The following is a 16877-nucleotide window of genomic DNA, read 5'->3' as shown; positions in this document are numbered from 1 at the left end:
GCTTCCCGCGGCTCGGGACCGTCCGCACCGTGGCCCCCGTGATGTCACGGCGATCGGCGGGGCCGAGCCCGTTCGCAGGGGACCCGCGCCCCGCCCAGACCACCGCATGCAGTTGCTGAGCGTTGTGATCCACCAGGTACGGAAGGATTCCCATGTCTGAGAACCATGATGCAATCGTCGTGGACGCCAATTCGGAGGGTGCGGGCGGCTGCCCGGTCGCGCACGGGCGCGCCGCGCACCCGACCCAGGGCGGCGGCAACCGCCAGTGGTGGCCCGAGCGGCTCAACCTGAAGATCCTCGCGAAGAACCCCGCCGTGGCCAACCCGCTCGGCGAGGAGTTCGACTACGCGGAGGCCTTCAAGACCCTCGACCTGCCCGCGGTGAAGCAGGACATCGCCGAGGTCCTGACGAGCTCGCAGGACTGGTGGCCCGCCGACTTCGGCCACTACGGCCCGTTCATGATCCGCATGGCGTGGCACAGCGCCGGCACCTACCGGATCAGCGACGGCCGCGGCGGCGCCGGGGCCGGCCAGCAGCGCTTCGCGCCGCTCAACAGCTGGCCGGACAACGGCAACCTCGACAAGGCCCGCCGTCTGCTGTGGCCGGTCAAGAAGAAGTACGGCCAGAGCCTGTCCTGGGCCGACCTGATGATCCTCACCGGCAACGTCGCCCTGGAGCAGATGGGCTTCGAGACCTTCGGCTTCGGCGGCGGCCGCGCCGACGTCTGGGAGCCCGACGAGGACGTGTACTGGGGTCCCGAGACCACCTGGCTCGACGACGAGCGCTACACCGGCGACCGCGAGCTGGAGAACCCCCTCGGCGCGGTCCAGATGGGCCTCATCTACGTCAACCCCGAAGGCCCCAACGGCAACCCGGACCCGCTCGCCGCGGCCCGCGACATCCGTGAGACCTTCCGCCGGATGGCGATGAACGACGAGGAGACCGTCGCCCTGATCGCGGGCGGCCACACCTTCGGCAAGACCCACGGCGCGGGCCCGGCGGAGAGCGTCGGCGACGACCCCGAGGCCGCGCCGCTGGAGCAGCAGGGCCTCGGCTGGAAGAACTCGTTCGGTACGGGCAAGGGTGCCGACGCGATCACCAGCGGTCTGGAGGGGATCTGGACGAACACCCCGATCACCTGGGACAACAGCTTCTTCGACATCCTGTTCGGCTACGAGTGGGAGCTCTTCAAGAGCCCGGCCGGCGCCCACCAGTGGCGGCCGAAGGACGGAGCGGGGGCCGGTACCGTGCCCGACGCCCACGACGCGTCGAAGAGCCACGCCCCGACCATGCTGACGACGGACCTCTCGCTGCGCGTCGACCCGGCCTACGAGCAGATCTCCCGGCGCTTCCACGAGAACCCGGCGGAGTTCGCCGACGCCTTCGCGCGCGCCTGGTTCAAGCTGACCCACCGCGACCTCGGCCCGGTCGTGCGCTACCTCGGCCCGGAGGTCCCCTCCGAGACGCTGCTGTGGCAGGACCCGCTGCCGGCGGTGACGCACGAGCTCGTCGACGCCTCGGACGTCGCCTCCCTCAAGCAGCGGGTCCTCGCCTCGGACCTGTCGGTGTCGGAGCTCGTCTCCACCGCGTGGGCCTCCGCGTCCTCCTTCCGCGGCAGCGACAAGCGCGGCGGCGCCAACGGCGCCCGCATCCGCCTGCAGCCGCAGAGCGGCTGGGAGGTCAACGAGCCCGACCAGCTGGCGACGGTGCTGCGGACCCTGGAGGGCATCCAGGAGTCCTTCAACTCCGCCCAGGACGGCGGCAAGCGGATCTCGCTGGCCGACCTGATCGTGCTGGCCGGTGCCGCCGCCGTGGAGCAGGCCGCCAAGGACGCCGGCTTCGAGGTGACCGTCCCCTTCACGCCGGGCCGCGCGGACGCCACGCAGGAGCAGACCGACGTGGAGTCCTTCGCCGCGCTGGAGCCCGTCGCCGACGGCTTCCGCAACTACCTCGGCAAGGGCAACCGCCTGCCGGCCGAGTACCTGCTGATCGACCGGGCGAACCTGCTGAACCTGAGTGCGCCCGAGCTGACGGTCCTCGTCGGCGGCCTGCGCGTGCTGGGCGCGAACCACCAGCAGTCGCGGCACGGCGTCCTCACCACGGCTCCCGGGTCCCTGACGAACGACTTCTTCGTCAACCTGCTCGACCTGGGCACGACGTGGTCGGCGACGTCCGCGGACCAGAACACCTTCGAGGGCCGCGACGCCTCCACCGGCGAGGTCAAGTGGACCGGCACCCGTGCCGACCTCGTCTTCGGGTCGAACTCGGAGCTGCGCGCGCTCGCGGAGGTCTACGCGAGCGACGACGCGAAGGAGAAGTTCGTGAAGGACTTCGTCTCCGCGTGGGACAAGGTCATGGACCTGGACCGGTTCGACCTCGTCTGACCGTGACGTCCGGGCCGGAACGGGCGGTGCGCCCGTTCCGGCCCGCTGCCGTGGGTCAGACCCCGTCGGGCGTGACCTCGCCGCGCACCAGGTGCGCCGCCGCCACCAGGTGCTCCAGCGAGGCCCGGGTCTCGGCCCAGCCGCGGGTCTTCAGACCGCAGTCGGGGTTCACCCAGAGCCGCTCGGCGGGGATGGCCTCAAGTCCCTTGCGCAGCAGGGCCGCCGCCTCTTGCGTGGAGGGGATGCGCGGGGAGTGGATGTCCCAGACGCCGGGACCGGCCTCGCGCGGGTAACCGTGCTCGGCCAGCTCCGTCGCGACCTGCATGTGGGAGCGGGCCGCCTCCAGGCTGATGACGTCGGCGTCGAGGTCGTCGATGGCCCGGACGATGTCGCCGAACTCGGCGTAGCACATGTGCGTGTGGATCTGGGTCTCCGGCCGGACGCCCGAGGTCGTCAGGCGGAAGGACCCGGTGGCCCAGGCGAGGTAGTCGGCGTGTCCGCCGGCGCGCAGCGGGAGCGTCTCGCGCAGTGCGGGCTCGTCGACCTGGATGACCGAAGTCCCGGCCGCTTCGAGGTCGTTGACCTCGTCGCGCAGGGCGAGACCGACCTGGCGGGCGGTCTCCCCGAGGGGCTGGTCGTCGCGTACGAAGGACCAGGCGAGCATGGTGACGGGCCCGGTCAGCATGCCCTTGACCGGCTTGGCCGTCTGCGCCTGGGCGTACGTCGTCCAGCGCACGGTCATCGGCTCCGGGCGGGAGATGTCCCCGGCCAGGACCGGCGGGCGGACGTAGCGGGTGCCGTACGACTGGACCCAGCCGTGCCGGGTGGCGAGGTAGCCCGTCAGCCGCTCGGCGAAGTACTGCACCATGTCGTTGCGTTCGGGCTCGCCGTGCACGAGGACGTCGACGCCGGTCTTCTCCTGGAAGGCGATGACCTCGCGGATCTCGGTCTTGATGCGCTCCTCGTACCCGGCGGTGCCGATGCGCCCGGCCCGCAGGTCGGCGCGGGCCACGCGCAGTTCGTCGGTCTGCGGGAAGGAGCCGATGGTCGTGGTGGGCAGCAGCGGCAGGCCCAGGTGGGCGCGCTGGGCGGCGGCGCGCGCGGGGTAGGGCCGCGAGCGGCGGCCGTCGGCCTCGGTGATCGCGGCGGCGCGGGCCCGTACGGCGGGGTCCCGGGTGATCGGGGAGGTGGCGCGGGAGGCGAGATCGGCCCGGTTGGCGGCGAGTTCGGCGGTGATCGCGTCGGTGCCCTGGGCCAGGCCCCGGGCGAGGGTGGTGATCTCGGTGGTCTTCTGCCGGGCGAAGGCCAGCCAGCGCCGGATCTGCGGGTCGATGTCGCGTTCGGCGGTGGCGTCCAGCGGTACGTGGAGCAGGGAGCAGGAGGCGGCGACGTCGACCCGGCCGGCGAGGCCGAGCAGGGTGCCGAGGGTGGCGAGGGCCTTCTCGTAGTCGTTGATCCAGACGTTGCGGCCGTTCACGACGCCGGCGACCAGGCGCTTGCCGGGGATGCCGCCGACGGCGGCGAGGTCGCGGAGGTTGGCTGCCGCGGCGTCGGTGAAGTCGAGGGCGAGTCCCTCGACGGGCGCCTTGGCCAGGACGGGCAGGGCCTCGCCGAGCCGGTCGAAGTAGGAGGCGACGAGCAGCTTGGGGCGCTCCGTCAGGGCGCCGAGCTCCCGGTAGGTGCGGGCGGCCACGTTCAGTTCGGCCGGGGTGCGGTCCTGGACGAGGGCGGGCTCGTCGAGCTGTACCCACTCGGCGCCCGCGGCGCGCAGGTCCGCGAGGACCTCGGCGTAGACGGGCAGCAGCCGGTCGAGCAGGGTCAGCGGCTCGAACCCGGCCGCCGCGGCGGGGGCGGGCTTGGCGAGGAGCAGGTAGGTCACCGGGCCGACGAGGACCGGGCGGGCGGTGTGGCCGAGTGCCAGGGCCTCCTTCAGTTCGGCGACCTGCTGGGCGGAATCGGCCGTGAAGACGGTGTCGGGGCCCAGTTCGGGGACGAGGAAGTGGTAGTTCGTGTCGAACCACTTGGTCATCTCCAGCGGGGCCGCGTCCTGGGTGCCGCGCGCCATCGCGAAGTACCCGTCGAGGGGGTCCGCGGCGACGGCCGTCCGGTGGCGGGCGGGGATCGCGCCGACCATGACGGTGGTGTCCAGGACATGGTCGTAGTACGAGAAGTCGCCGGTCGGGACTTCGGTGATGCCGGCCTCGGCGAGCTGGGCCCAGTGGGTGCGGCGCAGGTCGCGGGCGGTGTCCCGGAGGGCTTCGGCGCTGACGCGGCCCTTCCAGTAGCCCTCGACGGCCTTCTTCAGTTCGCGGTTCTGGCCCTGGCGGGGGTAGCCGTACACGGTGGCCCGTACTGCCGCGGCTGCGGACTCGGTGGTCACGGAACTCTCCTTCGCGAGTGTGTCTCCATGGACCCGGTGGGGGCCGAGGGCGCGAGGGGTGCCGGAACGGGCGGACCGCCGCCTTTCGCGTACGGCTGGTACGCGACGGGAGGATCCGTCCGAGGTGCACGCCAACCCGCCCACGAGGTCACCGGGAAACCGTGCGCGGTCGATCGCGCACGGGCAACGGGCAGGTCTTCGGACTCGCGGGCACGCCTGCCGGTCTCCCGGCGGGCACCTACTGGCCGTCGCTTCCCAGGACCGGTTCCGGTCCCAGTGCGTATGACGGCGGTCGTTCCCGCTCACCGCTGCGGGGCAGTCCCGGATTCCCACCGGGTTCCCTCTTACGACGCATCCCGTCTGGCGGACGGGGCGAACCAGCTGCGTGGGCCACCCTAGGCCGCCGCACCGGAGGATGAACACAGCTGTCCACGTTCCGGACGCGGAAACGAGACGCGGCGCGGGCCGCGGCGACACCACTCGCCCCGCCCACGCCGCTCTCCGCGTCTCCGGCGCACCCTCTGCCCGGAGACGTGCCGGGGCCCCTCAGCCGCGGCCGTACGTGTGGAACCCGCGGCCGCTCTTGCGGCCGAGGAGACCTGCCTGCACCATCCGCCGGAGCACCGGGGGCGGGGCGTACAGGGGTTCCTTGAACTCCTCGTAGAGGGACTGGGCGATGGCCTCGACGGTGTCCAGTCCGATCAGGTCGGCGAGTTTGAGCGGCCCCATGGGGTGGGCGCAGCCCAGTTCCATGCCGGCGTCGACGTCGGCGGGGCTGGCGAACCCCGATTCGGCCATGCGGATGGCCGAGAGGAGATAGGGGATCAGCAGCGCGTTGACGACGAAGCCCGCCCGGTCCTGGGAGCGGACCGTGGTCTTGCCGAGGGCGCCCTGGGCGAAGGCCTCGACGGTGGCCAGGGTGTCGGCCGAGGTGTGGAGGGAGGAGACGACCTCCACCAGCGGCAGGACGGGGACCGGGTTGAAGAAGTGCAGTCCCACGACCCGGTCGGCGCGGCGGGTGGCCATGCCGAGCCGCATGACCGGGATAGCGGAGGTGTTGGTGGCGAGGATCGCCTCCGGGTCCTCCACGGTCTTGTCGAGGCGGGTGAAGACCTCCGCCTTCGCGTCGGGGTTCTCGGTGACGGCCTCGATGACCAGCTGCCGGTCGGCGAGGTCCTCCAGGTCCCCGGTGAACACGAGCCGGGCCAGGGCGTCCTCGGCGGAGATCCGGTCGAGCTTGCCGCGCTGGACGGCGCGTTCGAGGGATACGGCGACGCGTTCGCGGGCGGCCAGGGCGGCGGTGGCGTCGGCCTCGGCGACGACGGTGTCGAGTCCGGCGCGGGCGCAGACCTCGGCGATGCCGGCGCCCATCTGCCCGCCGCCGACGACGCCGACGCGCTGGACGCGCCGGTTCGCGGGGGCGCTCACGCGTGCACCCGCGCTTCGGCACGGCGTACGAGGTGACGGGTGTAGGCCTCGGGCGTGAAGAAGCCGGGCGGTTGCGCGGCGAGCGCGGTGTTCACGAAGACCTCCCGGGCTTCGGTGGCCAGGGCCCGCGGATCCTCGGCCGCCAGGGCGGCGCATTCGGCGTCGAGGAGCGCCGTGACCGTGTCCCGGTCCACGTATCCGTGGCGGAGCCACTGCCAGATCTGGACGCGGGCGATCTCGGCGGTCGCCGCGTCCTCCATCAGCCCGTACAGGGCGACGGCGCCGCTGCCGCGCAGCCAGGCGTCGAAGTAGCGCAGGGCCACGGCGATGTTGGAGCGGACTCCCTCCTGTGACGGGGGCGAGCCGATCCGGCGGACGGACAGCAGGTCGGCGGCCGTGACCTCGACGTCCTCGCGCGCCCGGTCGATCTGGTGCGGGCTGTCCCCCAGCACCCCGTCGAAGACCTCGCGGCAGACGGGGACCAGGCCGGGGTGGGCCACCCAGGAGCCGTCGTAGCCGTCCTCGGCCTCGCGCTCCTTGTCGAGGCGGACCTTGGCGAGGGCCGCCTCGTTGGCCTCCGCGTCCTTGCCGGGGACGTGGGCGGCCATGCCGCCGATGGCGTGGGCGCCGCGCCGGTGGCAGGTGCGGACGAGGAGTTCGGTGTAGGCCCGCATGAACGGGGCGGTCATGGTGACCTTGGCGCGGTCGGGCAGCCGGAAGTCGGTGCGGTGGCCGAAGGTCTTGATGAGGCTGAAGAGGTAGTCCCAGCGGCCCGCGTTCAGCCCGGCACTGTGTTCGCGCAGCTCGTGGAGGATCTCCTCCATCTCGAAGGCAGCCGTGATCGTCTCGATCAGGACGGTCGCGCGGACGGTGCCCCGCGGGATGTCCAGCAGCTCCTGCGCGAGCAGGAAGACGTCGTTCCAGAGGCGGGCCTCGTAGCGGTTCTCCAGCTTGGGGAGGTAGAAGTACGGGCCGTACCCGGCGTCGATCTGCCGCTGCGCGCAGTGGAAGAAATAGAGGCCGAAGTCCACGAGGGAGGCGGACAGGGGCCGGCCGTCGGCCTCCAGGTGCTCCTCGGTGAGGTGCCAGCCGCGCGGGCGGACCATGATGGTCGCGAGGTGTTCGCCGAGGCGGTACTCCTTGCCGCCGGGGGCGGTGAAGTCGATGCGGCGTTCGACGGCATCGAGCAGGTTGAGCTGGCCGCCGACGACGTTGTTCCAGGTGGGCGCGGTGGCGTCCTCGAAGTCGGCCATCCAGACGCCGGCCCCGGAGTTCAGGGCGTTGACCGTCATCCGCCGCTCCGGCGGGCCGGTGATCTCCACCCTGCGGTCGGTGAGGCCGGGCGCGGGCGGAGCGACCCGCCAGTGGGGGTCTTCGCGCAGGGCGCGGGTCGCGAGCGGGAAGTCGAGCGGGGTGCCGCCCGCGAGGTGGCACGAGCGGCGGCGGCGCTCCTTGAGGATCTCCAGGCGGCGGCCGGCGAACGCGGCGTCGAGCCGGCCGACGAACTCCAGGGCCTCGGGGGTCAGGATCTCCTCGTGGCGCTCACCCGGTGCGCCGAGGACCTGCACACGGCCGGTCGGGGACTTCAGGGACATGCGGTTCTCCTCAGCGTGGGCCGCCGGGCGCCCTCCGTCGGGCGGCCCGGCGGGCCGGCGGCACGGGTCAGTGGAACTGCTCTTCCTCGGTGGAACCGGCGAGCGCCGTGGTGGAGGAGGCGGGGTTGACCGCGGTGGAGACGAGGTCGAAGTACCCGGTGCCGACCTCGCGCTGGTGCTTGACGGCGGTGAACCCCTGTGCCTGGGCGGCGAATTCCCGCTCCTGGAGGTCGACGTACGCGGTCATGCCGTGCTCGGCGTAGCCGCGGGCCAGGTCGAACATGCCGTGGTTGAGGGAGTGGAAGCCGGCGAGGGTGATGAACTGGAAGCGGTAGCCCATGGCGCCGAGTTCGCGCTGGAACTTGGCGATCTGGTCGTCGTCCAGGGCCGCCTTCCAGTTGAAGGACGGCGAGCAGTTGTAGGCGAGCATCTGGTCCGGGTACCGCGCGTGGACGGCCTCGGCGAACGCGCGGGCCTGGGCCAGGTCCGGGGTGCCGGTCTCGACCCAGATGAGGTCGGCGTACGGGGCGTAGGCGAGGCCGCGGGCGATGACGGGGGCCATGCCGTTGCGGACCCGGTAGAAGCCCTCGGCGGTGCGTTCCCCGGTGACGAACTCGGCGTCGCGCTCGTCGACGTCGCTGGTCAGCAGGTTCGCGGCCAGCGCGTCCGTGCGGGCGATGATCAGGGTCGGGGTGTCGGCGATGTCGGCCGCCAGGCGGGCCGCGTTGAGGGTGCGGATGTGCTGGGAGGTGGGGACGAGCACCTTGCCGCCCAGGTGGCCGCACTTCTTCTCCGAGGCCAGCTGGTCCTCGTAGTGGATGCCCGCCGCGCCCGCCGCGATCATCGCCTTGGTCAGCTCGAAGGCGTTGAGCGGGCCGCCGAAGCCGGCCTCGGCGTCGGCGACGATCGGGGCCAGCCAGTCCGTCGTGTCGGAGCCGCCCTCGGCGGTGGCGATCTGGTCGGCGCGCAGCAGGGCGTTGTTGATCCGGCGGACCACCTGCGGGACCGAGTTGACCGGGTAGAGGCTCTGGTCGGGGTAGGTGTGCCCGGCCTGGTTGGCGTCCGCCGCCACCTGCCAGCCGGACAGGTAGATCGCCTGGAGTCCGGCGCGGACCTGCTGGACCGCCTGGCCGCCGGTCAGCGCGCCGAGCGCGTGGATGTAGTCCTGTTCGTGGAGCTGGCGCCACAGCCGCTCGGCGCCGCGCCGGGCGAGGGTGTGCTCCTCGCGGATGCTGCCGGACAGCCGGACCACGTCCGCCGCGGAGTGGGTGCGCTCGATCCCGGCCCACCGCGGGTCGGTGGCCCACCGCTGTGCCAGCCGCTCGGCCGCCGCCGTCGTGTTCGCCTCTGCCATGACCGTCACCGTTTCCATCCGTCGCTTGTCTTGCCAAGGAGCCGGGCGCATGCCCGACTGGCTGGCACTTGGTGCCTGTTCGTGCGGGTGCGGCCGCCGGACCCGCCTGCGGGCCGAAGCTGAGCAATGCTGCCGGGCGCCGGGTGGGGCTGCCGGGATCACCGACATCAGGGCGTGAATCAGGCCCGGGAGTCCACCTCGGCTGCCGGGTCCGGCCGGCCGCAGGACCGACTCTGGCAGTGGCACCGGGTGCCATCAAGGAGGTACGTCTGCCAAGCTTTGCGAATCTTCGGCGGCGGTTTTGCCAAGGTTGCGAAGCCCCGTTCGGGTACGGGTCCGCGTACTGTGACGGGCACGGCGAAGGGGAGACCGGGAGGGGAGTGCGGTGAGCAAGACGTACGCGGGAGCCCGCCTGCGGCGGCTGCGCGAGGAGCGGCGGATGACCCAGGCCGATCTGGCCAGGGTGCTCGCGATCTCGCCCAGCTACCTCAACCAGATGGAGCACGACTCCCGCCCGCTGACCGTGCCCGTACTGCTGCGGCTCACCGAGGCGTTCGGGGTCGATCCCGGCTTCTTCTCCGAGCGCGACACCAGCCGCCTCGTCGCCGACCTGCGCGAGGCCCTCGCCGCCGAGGTCGCCGAGGCCCGTGTCTCCCCGTCCGACCTGTCGGAACTGGCCACGCGGATGCCGGCCGTCGCCGCCGTCCTGCTGGACCTGGGCCGGCGCGGCCAGCTCCTGGCGGAGCGGCTCGCGGAAGCGGCGGACGGCCGGGGCGGCGGAGCGGCGGAGGCGCCGCGCTCCCCGCACGAGGAGATCCGGGAGTTCTTCTACCGGAGGCAGAACTACCTCCACGACACCGATCTCGCCGCCGAGCACCTCGCCCGCGAGATCGGCATCCGCCCCGGGGAGGTGGTGCGCGCGCTGACCGCGCGGCTCGCCGACCGGCACGGGGTGCGGATCGCGGCCGGTTCCGACCGGCTGCACCACTACGACGCCGCCTCGCGCGTGCTGCACCTGTCCGGGCGGCTGCACCCCGGCCAGCAGGCGTTCCGGATGGCCACCCAGCTGGCCCTCCTCGAACACGGCGTCGAGCTGGACCGGCTGGCCGCCGAGGACTTCGCGGCCGGTTCCGCCGCGCACGGCCTGGCCCGGATCGGCATCGCCAACTACTTCGCGGCCGCGCTGATCCTCCCGTACCCGGACTTCCACGCCGCCGCCGAGGAGTTCCGCTACGACATCGAGCGGCTCACCGACCGGTTCGGCCTCGGCTACGAGACGGTCTGCCACCGGCTGAGCACCCTCCAGCGGCCCCGCCTGCGCGGGGTGCCGTTCTCCTTCGTGCGCGTCGACCGGGCCGGGAACATGTCGAAGCGGCAGTCGGCCACCGGCTTCCACTTCTCCCGCGCGGGCGGCACCTGCCCGCTGTGGAACGTGTACGAGGCCTTCGCCGCGCCCGGCCGCATCCACGTCCAGGTCGCCGCCATGCCCGACGGGCAGCGGTACCTGTGGACGGCCCGCGCCGTGACCCGCCACCGCGGCGGCTGGGGCGAGCCCGGCAAGACCTTCGCCATCGGGCTGGGCTGCGAGATCCGGCACGCCTCGCGCCTCGTCTACTCCGACGGGCTCGACCTCGGCAACGCCGGTGCGGACACGCCCATCGGGATGGGCTGCCGGCTCTGCGAACGCCTCGACTGCCCGCAGCGGGCCGTACCGCCGCTCGGCCGCGCCCTGGCCGTCGACGAGAACAGCAGCACGTTCGTCCCGTACCCGGTCGCGGACCGGGGCTGATCCGCACCCGGCGGTCGAGCCATGCTCGACCGCGGCCGGAAGGGGGTGTCGGGGGTGGACTTACTAGGACGTCCAACTATATGTTCGTGAACGAAGGTCCGCGGTGCAGGGAAGCCGGTGTGAATCCGGCACGGTCCCGCCACTGTGACCGGGGAGTGTGCTGCCATCCACACGCCACTGGCGAACGAGCCGGGAAGGCGGGCGGCACGCGGGGATCCGGGAGTCAGGATACCGGCCGCGGAATGTTTCGTGTTGTCCACGAGGATGGAGCAGACACGCATGGCACCGGTACGTACCCACGACCCTGGTGATCCGGCGGAGCGCGCGCACACCGACGCGCGCTCGTAGTTCCCACGGCGTTCCCCCAGCGGCGCACCCCACCGGGTCGCGCCGCCGGTCCGCCGTGCCATCCCCGGATCCCCCTGACGAGAGCAGGCAGCCATGGTCCGTGAACTCACCCATTTCATCGGCGGCAAGCACACCACCGGAACCTCCGGCCTCTTCGCCGACGTGCACGATCCCAACACCGGCGCCGTCCAGGCCCGCGTTCCGCTCGCCGGGCGCGCCGACACCGGGGCCGCCATCGCCAACGCCGAGGAGGCGCAGGCCGAATGGGGGCAGTGGAACCCCCAGCGGCGGGCCCGGGTCCTGCTCCGCTTCCTCCAGCTGGTGGAGGGCGAACGGGACTCCCTCGCCCGGCTGTTGTCGTCCGAGCACGGCAAGACCGTGGCCGACGCCCACGGCGACCTGCAACGCGGCCTGGAGGTGGTCGAGTTCGCCGCGGGCATCCCGCACCTGCTCAAGGGCGAGTTCACCGACAACGCCGGAACCGGCATCGACGTGCACTCGCTGCGCTCCCCGCTCGGCGTCGTCGCCGGGATCACCCCCTTCAACTTCCCCGCGATGATCCCCCTGTGGCAGGCCGCGCCCGCCCTCGCCTGCGGCAACTCCTTCATCCTGAAGCCCTCCGAGCGCGACCCGTCCGTACCGCTGCGCCTCGCGGAACTCTTCCTGGAGGCGGGCCTGCCGCCCGGCGTGTTCAACGTGGTCAACGGCGGCAAGGAGGCCGTCGACACCCTGCTGGAGGACCCGCGGGTGCAGGCCCTCGGCTTCGTCGGCTCCACGCCGATCGCCGCGCACATCTACGCCACCGCCGCCGCCCACGGCAAGCGCGCCCAGTGCTTCGGCGGCGCCAAGAACCACATGATCGTGATGCCGGACGCCGACCTCGACCAGGCCGTGGACGCCCTCGTCGGCGCCGGGTACGGCTCGGCGGGCGAGCGCTGCATGGCCATCGCCGTCGCCGTTCCCGTCGGCGAGGAGACCGCGAACGCGCTGGTCGCCAAGTTGAAGGAGCGGATCGCCACCCTGCGCGTCGGCCGCTCCGACGACCCCGAGGCCGACTTCGGGCCGCTGGTCAGCCGCGACGCCCTGGACCGCGTGGACCGCTACGTCGGCATCGGCGCCACCGAGGGCGCCGAACTCGTCGTCGACGGCCGCGGGTTCACCCTGCCCGGGCACGAGAACGGCTTCTTCGCCGGTCCCACCCTCTTCGACCGCGTCACCCCGGGCATGCGGATCCACCGCGAGGAGATCTTCGGCCCGGTGCTGAGCGTCGTACGGGCCGCCGACTACGAGGAGGCGCTGCGCCTGCCCACCGAGCACCCCTACGGCAACGGCGTCGCGATCTTCACCCGTGACGGGGACACCGCGCGCGACTTCACCCGCCGGGTGGGCGTCGGCATGGTCGGCGTCAACGTGCCGATCCCGGTGCCCGTGGCCTACCACACCTTCGGTGGCTGGAAACGGTCCGGGTTCGGCGACCTGAACCAGCACGGCCCGGACTCCATCCGCTTCTACACCCGCACCAAGACCGTCACCTCGCGCTGGCCCTCCGGGGCGAAGGAGGGCGCGAGCTTCACCATCCCCACGATGGGATGAGCGCCGTGAACACCCTCACCGAGGACCAGCTCGCCCTCGCCGAGGTCACCCTCGATTTCGCGCAGGAGCACCTGGCCCCGTACGCCGTCGGCTGGGACCGGGACAAGCACTTCCCCGTCGAGGTCCTGCGCAGGGCCGCCGACCTCGGCCTCGGCGGCGTCTACGTCCGCGAGGAGCACGGCGGTTCCGGGCTCGGCCGCGGCGACGGGGTCCTCGTCTTCGAGACCCTCGCGACCGGCTGCCCCTCCATCGCCGGCTACCTCTCCATCCACAACATGGTCGCCTGGATGATCGACCGCTACGGGGACCGGGCGCAGCGCGAGCGCTGGCTGCCCGGGCTCTGCTCGGCCGCCACCCTGGGCAGCTACTGCCTGACCGAGCCCGGGGCGGGCTCGGACGCCGCCGCCCTGCGCACGCGCGCCGAGCGGGCCGGCGACCACTACGTCCTGACCGGGGTGAAGCAGTTCATCTCCGGCGCCGGGGCCGCCGGGGTCTACGTGGTCATGGCCCGGACGGGCGAGGCCGGGCCGGGCGGGATCTCGGCCTTCGTCGTGGAGCGCGACGACCCCGGGGTGTCCTTCGGGCCGAACGAGCACAAGATGGGCTGGAACGCGCAGCCCACCCGTCAGGTCGTCCTCGACGGGGTAAGGATCCCCGCCGACCGCAGGCTCGGGGCCGAGGGCGACGGCTTCCGCATCGCCATGAACGGCCTCAACGGCGGCCGCCTCGGCATCGCCGCCTGCTCCCTCGGCGGCGCCCAGAGCGCCCTGGACCGCAGCCTGTCGTACCTCGCCGACCGGGAGGCCTTCGGCGGCCGGCTCCTGGACGCCCAGGCGCTGCAGTTCCGGCTCGCCGACATGGCCACCGAGCTGGCCGCCGCCCGCGCCCTGGTCCGGCAGGCCGCCGAAGCCCTCGACCTGGGTGACCCCCTGGCCCCGAGGCTGTGCGCGATGGCCAAGCGGTTCGCCACCGACACCGGCTACGCCGTCGCCGACCGCGCCCTCCAACTCCACGGCGGCTACGGCTACCTCAGCGAGTACGGCATCGAGAAGATCGTCCGGGACCTGCGGGTCCACCAGATCCTGGAAGGCACCAACGAGGTCATGCGCGTCATCGTCGCCCGCGGACTCACGGAGAGCCTGCGATGAACCACGAATCCCACGAATCCCACAAGCCCCACGAGACATACGCGACCTCCGCGACCTCCGCGACCCACGACGAGGTGCTGCTCCGTACGGAGGGCCGCGCCGCGTACATCACCCTCAACCGCCCCAAGGCGCTCAACGCCCTCACCCACCCCATGGTGCTCCGCATCGACGGGGCACTCGCCGCCTGGGAGCGCGACCCGGCCGTCGAGACGGTCGTCATCGAAGGCGCCGGGGAACGCGGTCTGTGCGCCGGTGGGGACATCCGCGCCATCCACGCCGACGCGAGCGGCGGGACGACGGCTTCCGCGGACTTCTGGCGCGACGAGTACCGGCTCAACGCCCGCATCGCCCGCTACCCCAAGCCGTACGTCGCCCTCATGGACGGCATCGTGATGGGCGGCGGAGTCGGGATCTCGGCCCACGGCACCGTACGGGTCGTCACCGAACGCTCCCGCGTCGCCATGCCGGAGACGGGCATCGGCTTCGTCCCCGACGTCGGCGGCACCTACCTGCTGGCGCTCGCCCCGGGCGAACTCGGGACCCACCTGGCCCTCACCGGTACGGCGGTCGGTGCGGCCGACGCCCTGCTGTGCGGGCTCGCCGACCACTTCGTCCCGGCGGCGCGACTGCCGGAACTGGCGGCGGAACCGGCCCGGTCCTGCGTACCCGAGGTCCTCCCCCGCTTCGTGGCCGACCCGCCGCCGGGCGAACTGGCCGCTGCGCGCGCCTGGATCGACCCCTGCTACGCGGCCGACACCGTCGAGGAGATCCACCGGCGGCTGCTCGCCACCGGCCTGCCCGACGCGAAGGCGGCGGCCGACGCGCTGACGGCGAAATCGCCCACGGCGCTCAAGGTCACCCTGGCGGCGCTGCGCCGGGTCCGGCGGCTCGGCCCGCTGGAGCGGGTCCTGGAGCAGGAGTACCGCGTGTCCTGCGCCGCGCTCGCCCACCCCGACCTGGTGGAGGGCATCCGCGCCCAGGTCATCGACAAGGACCGCAGTCCGCGGTGGTCCCCGTCCTCGCTGGCGGAGGTGGGCCCGGCGGACGTGGAAGGGTTCTTCGCCCCGCTCGGCGACCGCGAACTGCGGCTGGCCACGACCGATTCGGCTCAGGAGGTGCCCTGGTGAGCAGCACCGTGGCGTTCATCGGACTCGGCCACATGGGCGGCCCGATGGCGGCCAACCTCGTCAAGGCCGGCTACCGCGTCCTCGGGTTCGACCTGGTGCCGGAGCTCCTGGCCCGCGCCTGCGCGACGGGGGTGGAACCGGCCGCGTCGGCCGCCCTGGCCGCCGCCGAGGCGGAGGTGGTGATCACCATGCTCCCGGCGGGCCGCCACGTCCTGTCCCTGTACCGGGAGGACGGGCTGCTGTCGGCCGCGCGGCCCGGAACCCTGTTCGTCGACTGTTCCACCATCGACGTGGCCGACGCGCGGGCGGCGCACGAGGCGGCCGTGGCGGCCGGCCACCGGTCCCTCGACGCGCCCGTCTCGGGCGGGGTGGTGGGTGCGCGCGCCGCGAGCCTCACCTTCATGGCGGGCGGCGGCGCGGCCGAGTTCGCGGCGGCGGAGCCGCTGCTGTCCGTCATGGGCAAGAAGGCCGTGCACTGCGGGGCGGCGGGCGCCGGGCAGGCCGCGAAGATCTGCAACAACATGATCCTCGCCGTGTCGATGATCGGCGTCAGCGAGGCGTTCGTCCTCGCCGAAAGCCTCGGCCTGGACCACCAGGCCCTGTACGACGTGGCCTCCACCGCCTCCGGGCAGTGCTGGGCGCTGACCGTCAACTGCCCCGTCCCCGGGCCCGTTCCGGCCAGTCCCGCGAACCGCGACTACCGGCCCGGATTCGCGGCCCCGCTGATGGCCAAGGACCTCGGGCTGGCCGCCAACGCCCTGCGGGCCGGCGGGGTGGACGCCCCCCTCGGCCTCAAGGCCGCCGAGATGTACGCCGCGTTCGCCGAAGGCGAGGGCTCCGCCCTGGACTTCTCGGCGATCGTCCGGACCCTGCGACCCCGGAACGGAACGACCGCATGACCTACGAGACGATCCTGCTGGAACGCAAGGGCCGGGTGGCCCTGCTGACCCTCAACCGGCCGGAGGCCCTCAACGCCCTCAACCTCCGGGTGATGACCGAGGTCGTGGCCGCCGCGGAGGAGCTGGACCGGGATCCGGACGTCGGCTGCATCGTGCTGACCGGCTCCGCGAAGGCCTTCGCCGCCGGCGCGGACATCAAGGAGATGCGGCCGCGGAGCTACATGGACATGTACCTCTCCGACTGGTTCACCGCCTGGGACCGGCTGGGCCAGGTCCGTACGCCCACGCTGGCCGCCGTCTCCGGCTACGCGCTGGGAGGCGGGTGCGAACTCGCCATGCTCTGCGACATCCTGCTCGCCGCCGACACCGCGAAGTTCGGCCAGCCCGAGATCAAGCTCGGAGTGATCCCCGGCATCGGCGGCTCCCAGCGGCTCACCCGGGCCGTCGGCAAGGCCAAGGCGATGGAACTCTGCCTGACGGGGCGCACCATGGGCGCCGAGGAGGCCGAACGGGCCGGGCTCGTCTCCCGGATCGTGCCGGCCGACGAGCTCCTCGCGGAGGCCCTCGCGGTGGCGGAAACAGTGGCCGGGATGTCGAAGCCGGTCGCGATGATGGCCAAGGAAGCCGTGAACCGGGCCTTCGAGACCACGCTCACCGAGGGGGTCCGCTTCGAACGGCGGCTGTTCCACGCGGCGTTCGCGACGGCCGACCAGAAGGAGGGCATGTCCGCGTTCGTGGACAAGCGCCCGCCGCACTTCACCCACGGCTGACCCCGTTCGGGGACGGCGGCTCGGCCGTCCCCGAAGGCCGTCCCCGAAGGCCGTCCCCGAAG

Annotated in this window: 11 protein-coding genes and 2 riboswitches; of the genes, 7 read left to right on the top strand and 4 right to left on the bottom strand. The window is 72.7% G+C overall.

Features of this window, described 5'->3' with window-relative positions; all coding sequences use genetic code 11:
• The first annotated feature begins 152 nt into the window (after positions 1-152).
• On the top strand, positions 153-2384 hold the full coding sequence (gene katG, locus ACFV0Q_RS14400) for a catalase/peroxidase HPI (protein ID WP_385005007.1): 2232 nt from the start codon (positions 153-155) through the stop codon (positions 2382-2384).
• A gap of 55 nt (positions 2385-2439) precedes the next feature.
• Here the strand turns inward: katG and metE are convergent, their stop codons facing one another.
• From metE to aceA, 4 genes are all read right to left on the bottom strand, one after another.
• Entirely contained in the window at positions 2440-4764 is a 2325-nt protein-coding gene (gene metE / locus ACFV0Q_RS14395) for a 5-methyltetrahydropteroyltriglutamate--homocysteine S-methyltransferase (protein WP_385005005.1), read from the bottom strand.
• 171 nt (positions 4765-4935) lie between these two features.
• Positions 4936-5161, bottom strand: a riboswitch (cobalamin riboswitch).
• Between the two features lie 149 nt (positions 5162-5310).
• Positions 5311-6192, bottom strand: a complete 882-nt coding sequence (locus ACFV0Q_RS14390; protein WP_385005003.1) for a 3-hydroxybutyryl-CoA dehydrogenase — start codon at positions 6190-6192, stop codon at positions 5311-5313.
• The gene (gene aceB / locus ACFV0Q_RS14385) at positions 6189-7787 is read right to left on the bottom strand and encodes a malate synthase A (RefSeq protein ID WP_385005001.1); all 1599 of its coding nucleotides are present in this window, start codon (positions 7785-7787) and stop codon (positions 6189-6191) included. The genes ACFV0Q_RS14390 and aceB overlap by 4 nt, the downstream gene beginning before the upstream one ends.
• A 67-nt stretch (positions 7788-7854) precedes the next feature.
• Positions 7855-9141 (bottom strand): isocitrate lyase, encoded by a 1287-nt coding sequence (aceA, locus tag ACFV0Q_RS14380; RefSeq protein ID WP_385004999.1) that lies wholly within the window; start codon positions 9139-9141, stop codon positions 7855-7857.
• Positions 9142-9526: 385 nt separating this feature from the next.
• Here aceA and ACFV0Q_RS14375 point away from each other — a divergent pair, with 385 nt between their 5' ends.
• The 6 genes from ACFV0Q_RS14375 to ACFV0Q_RS14350 all read left to right on the top strand — a co-directional run bounded on the left by ACFV0Q_RS14375 (position 9527) and on the right by ACFV0Q_RS14350 (position 16815).
• Positions 9527-10930: a short-chain fatty acyl-CoA regulator family protein gene (locus ACFV0Q_RS14375; RefSeq protein WP_385004997.1), complete on the top strand. Its 1404-nt coding sequence runs from the start codon at positions 9527-9529 to the stop codon at positions 10928-10930.
• 77 nt (positions 10931-11007) lie between these two features.
• A riboswitch (cobalamin riboswitch) is annotated at positions 11008-11185 on the top strand.
• A 186-nt stretch (positions 11186-11371) separates the two neighbouring features.
• The gene (locus ACFV0Q_RS14370; protein WP_385004995.1) at positions 11372-12871 is read left to right on the top strand and encodes a CoA-acylating methylmalonate-semialdehyde dehydrogenase; all 1500 of its coding nucleotides are present in this window, start codon (positions 11372-11374) and stop codon (positions 12869-12871) included.
• The gene (locus tag ACFV0Q_RS14365) at positions 12868-14019 is read left to right on the top strand and encodes an acyl-CoA dehydrogenase family protein (protein WP_385004993.1); all 1152 of its coding nucleotides are present in this window, start codon (positions 12868-12870) and stop codon (positions 14017-14019) included. Before ACFV0Q_RS14370 ends, ACFV0Q_RS14365 begins: the two co-directional genes overlap by 4 nt.
• The gene (locus ACFV0Q_RS14360; protein WP_385004991.1) at positions 14016-15146 is read left to right on the top strand and encodes an enoyl-CoA hydratase/isomerase family protein; all 1131 of its coding nucleotides are present in this window, start codon (positions 14016-14018) and stop codon (positions 15144-15146) included. Before ACFV0Q_RS14365 ends, ACFV0Q_RS14360 begins: the two co-directional genes overlap by 4 nt.
• Positions 15143-16045: a 3-hydroxyisobutyrate dehydrogenase gene (gene mmsB, locus ACFV0Q_RS14355; protein ID WP_385004989.1), complete on the top strand. Its 903-nt coding sequence runs from the start codon at positions 15143-15145 to the stop codon at positions 16043-16045. Before ACFV0Q_RS14360 ends, mmsB begins: the two co-directional genes overlap by 4 nt.
• Complete coding sequence (locus ACFV0Q_RS14350) at positions 16042-16815, top strand: enoyl-CoA hydratase (protein ID WP_385004987.1); 774 nt, start codon at positions 16042-16044, stop codon at positions 16813-16815. The genes mmsB and ACFV0Q_RS14350 overlap by 4 nt, the downstream gene beginning before the upstream one ends.
• Positions 16816-16877 lie beyond the last annotated feature (62 nt).

The organism is Streptomyces sp. NPDC059564 (assembly GCF_042735575.1).
Taxonomy (GTDB): domain Bacteria; phylum Actinomycetota; class Actinomycetes; order Streptomycetales; family Streptomycetaceae; genus Streptomyces.
Note: the sequence above shows the minus strand (reverse complement) of the source record. Positions and strands in the feature narration are given on the sequence as shown.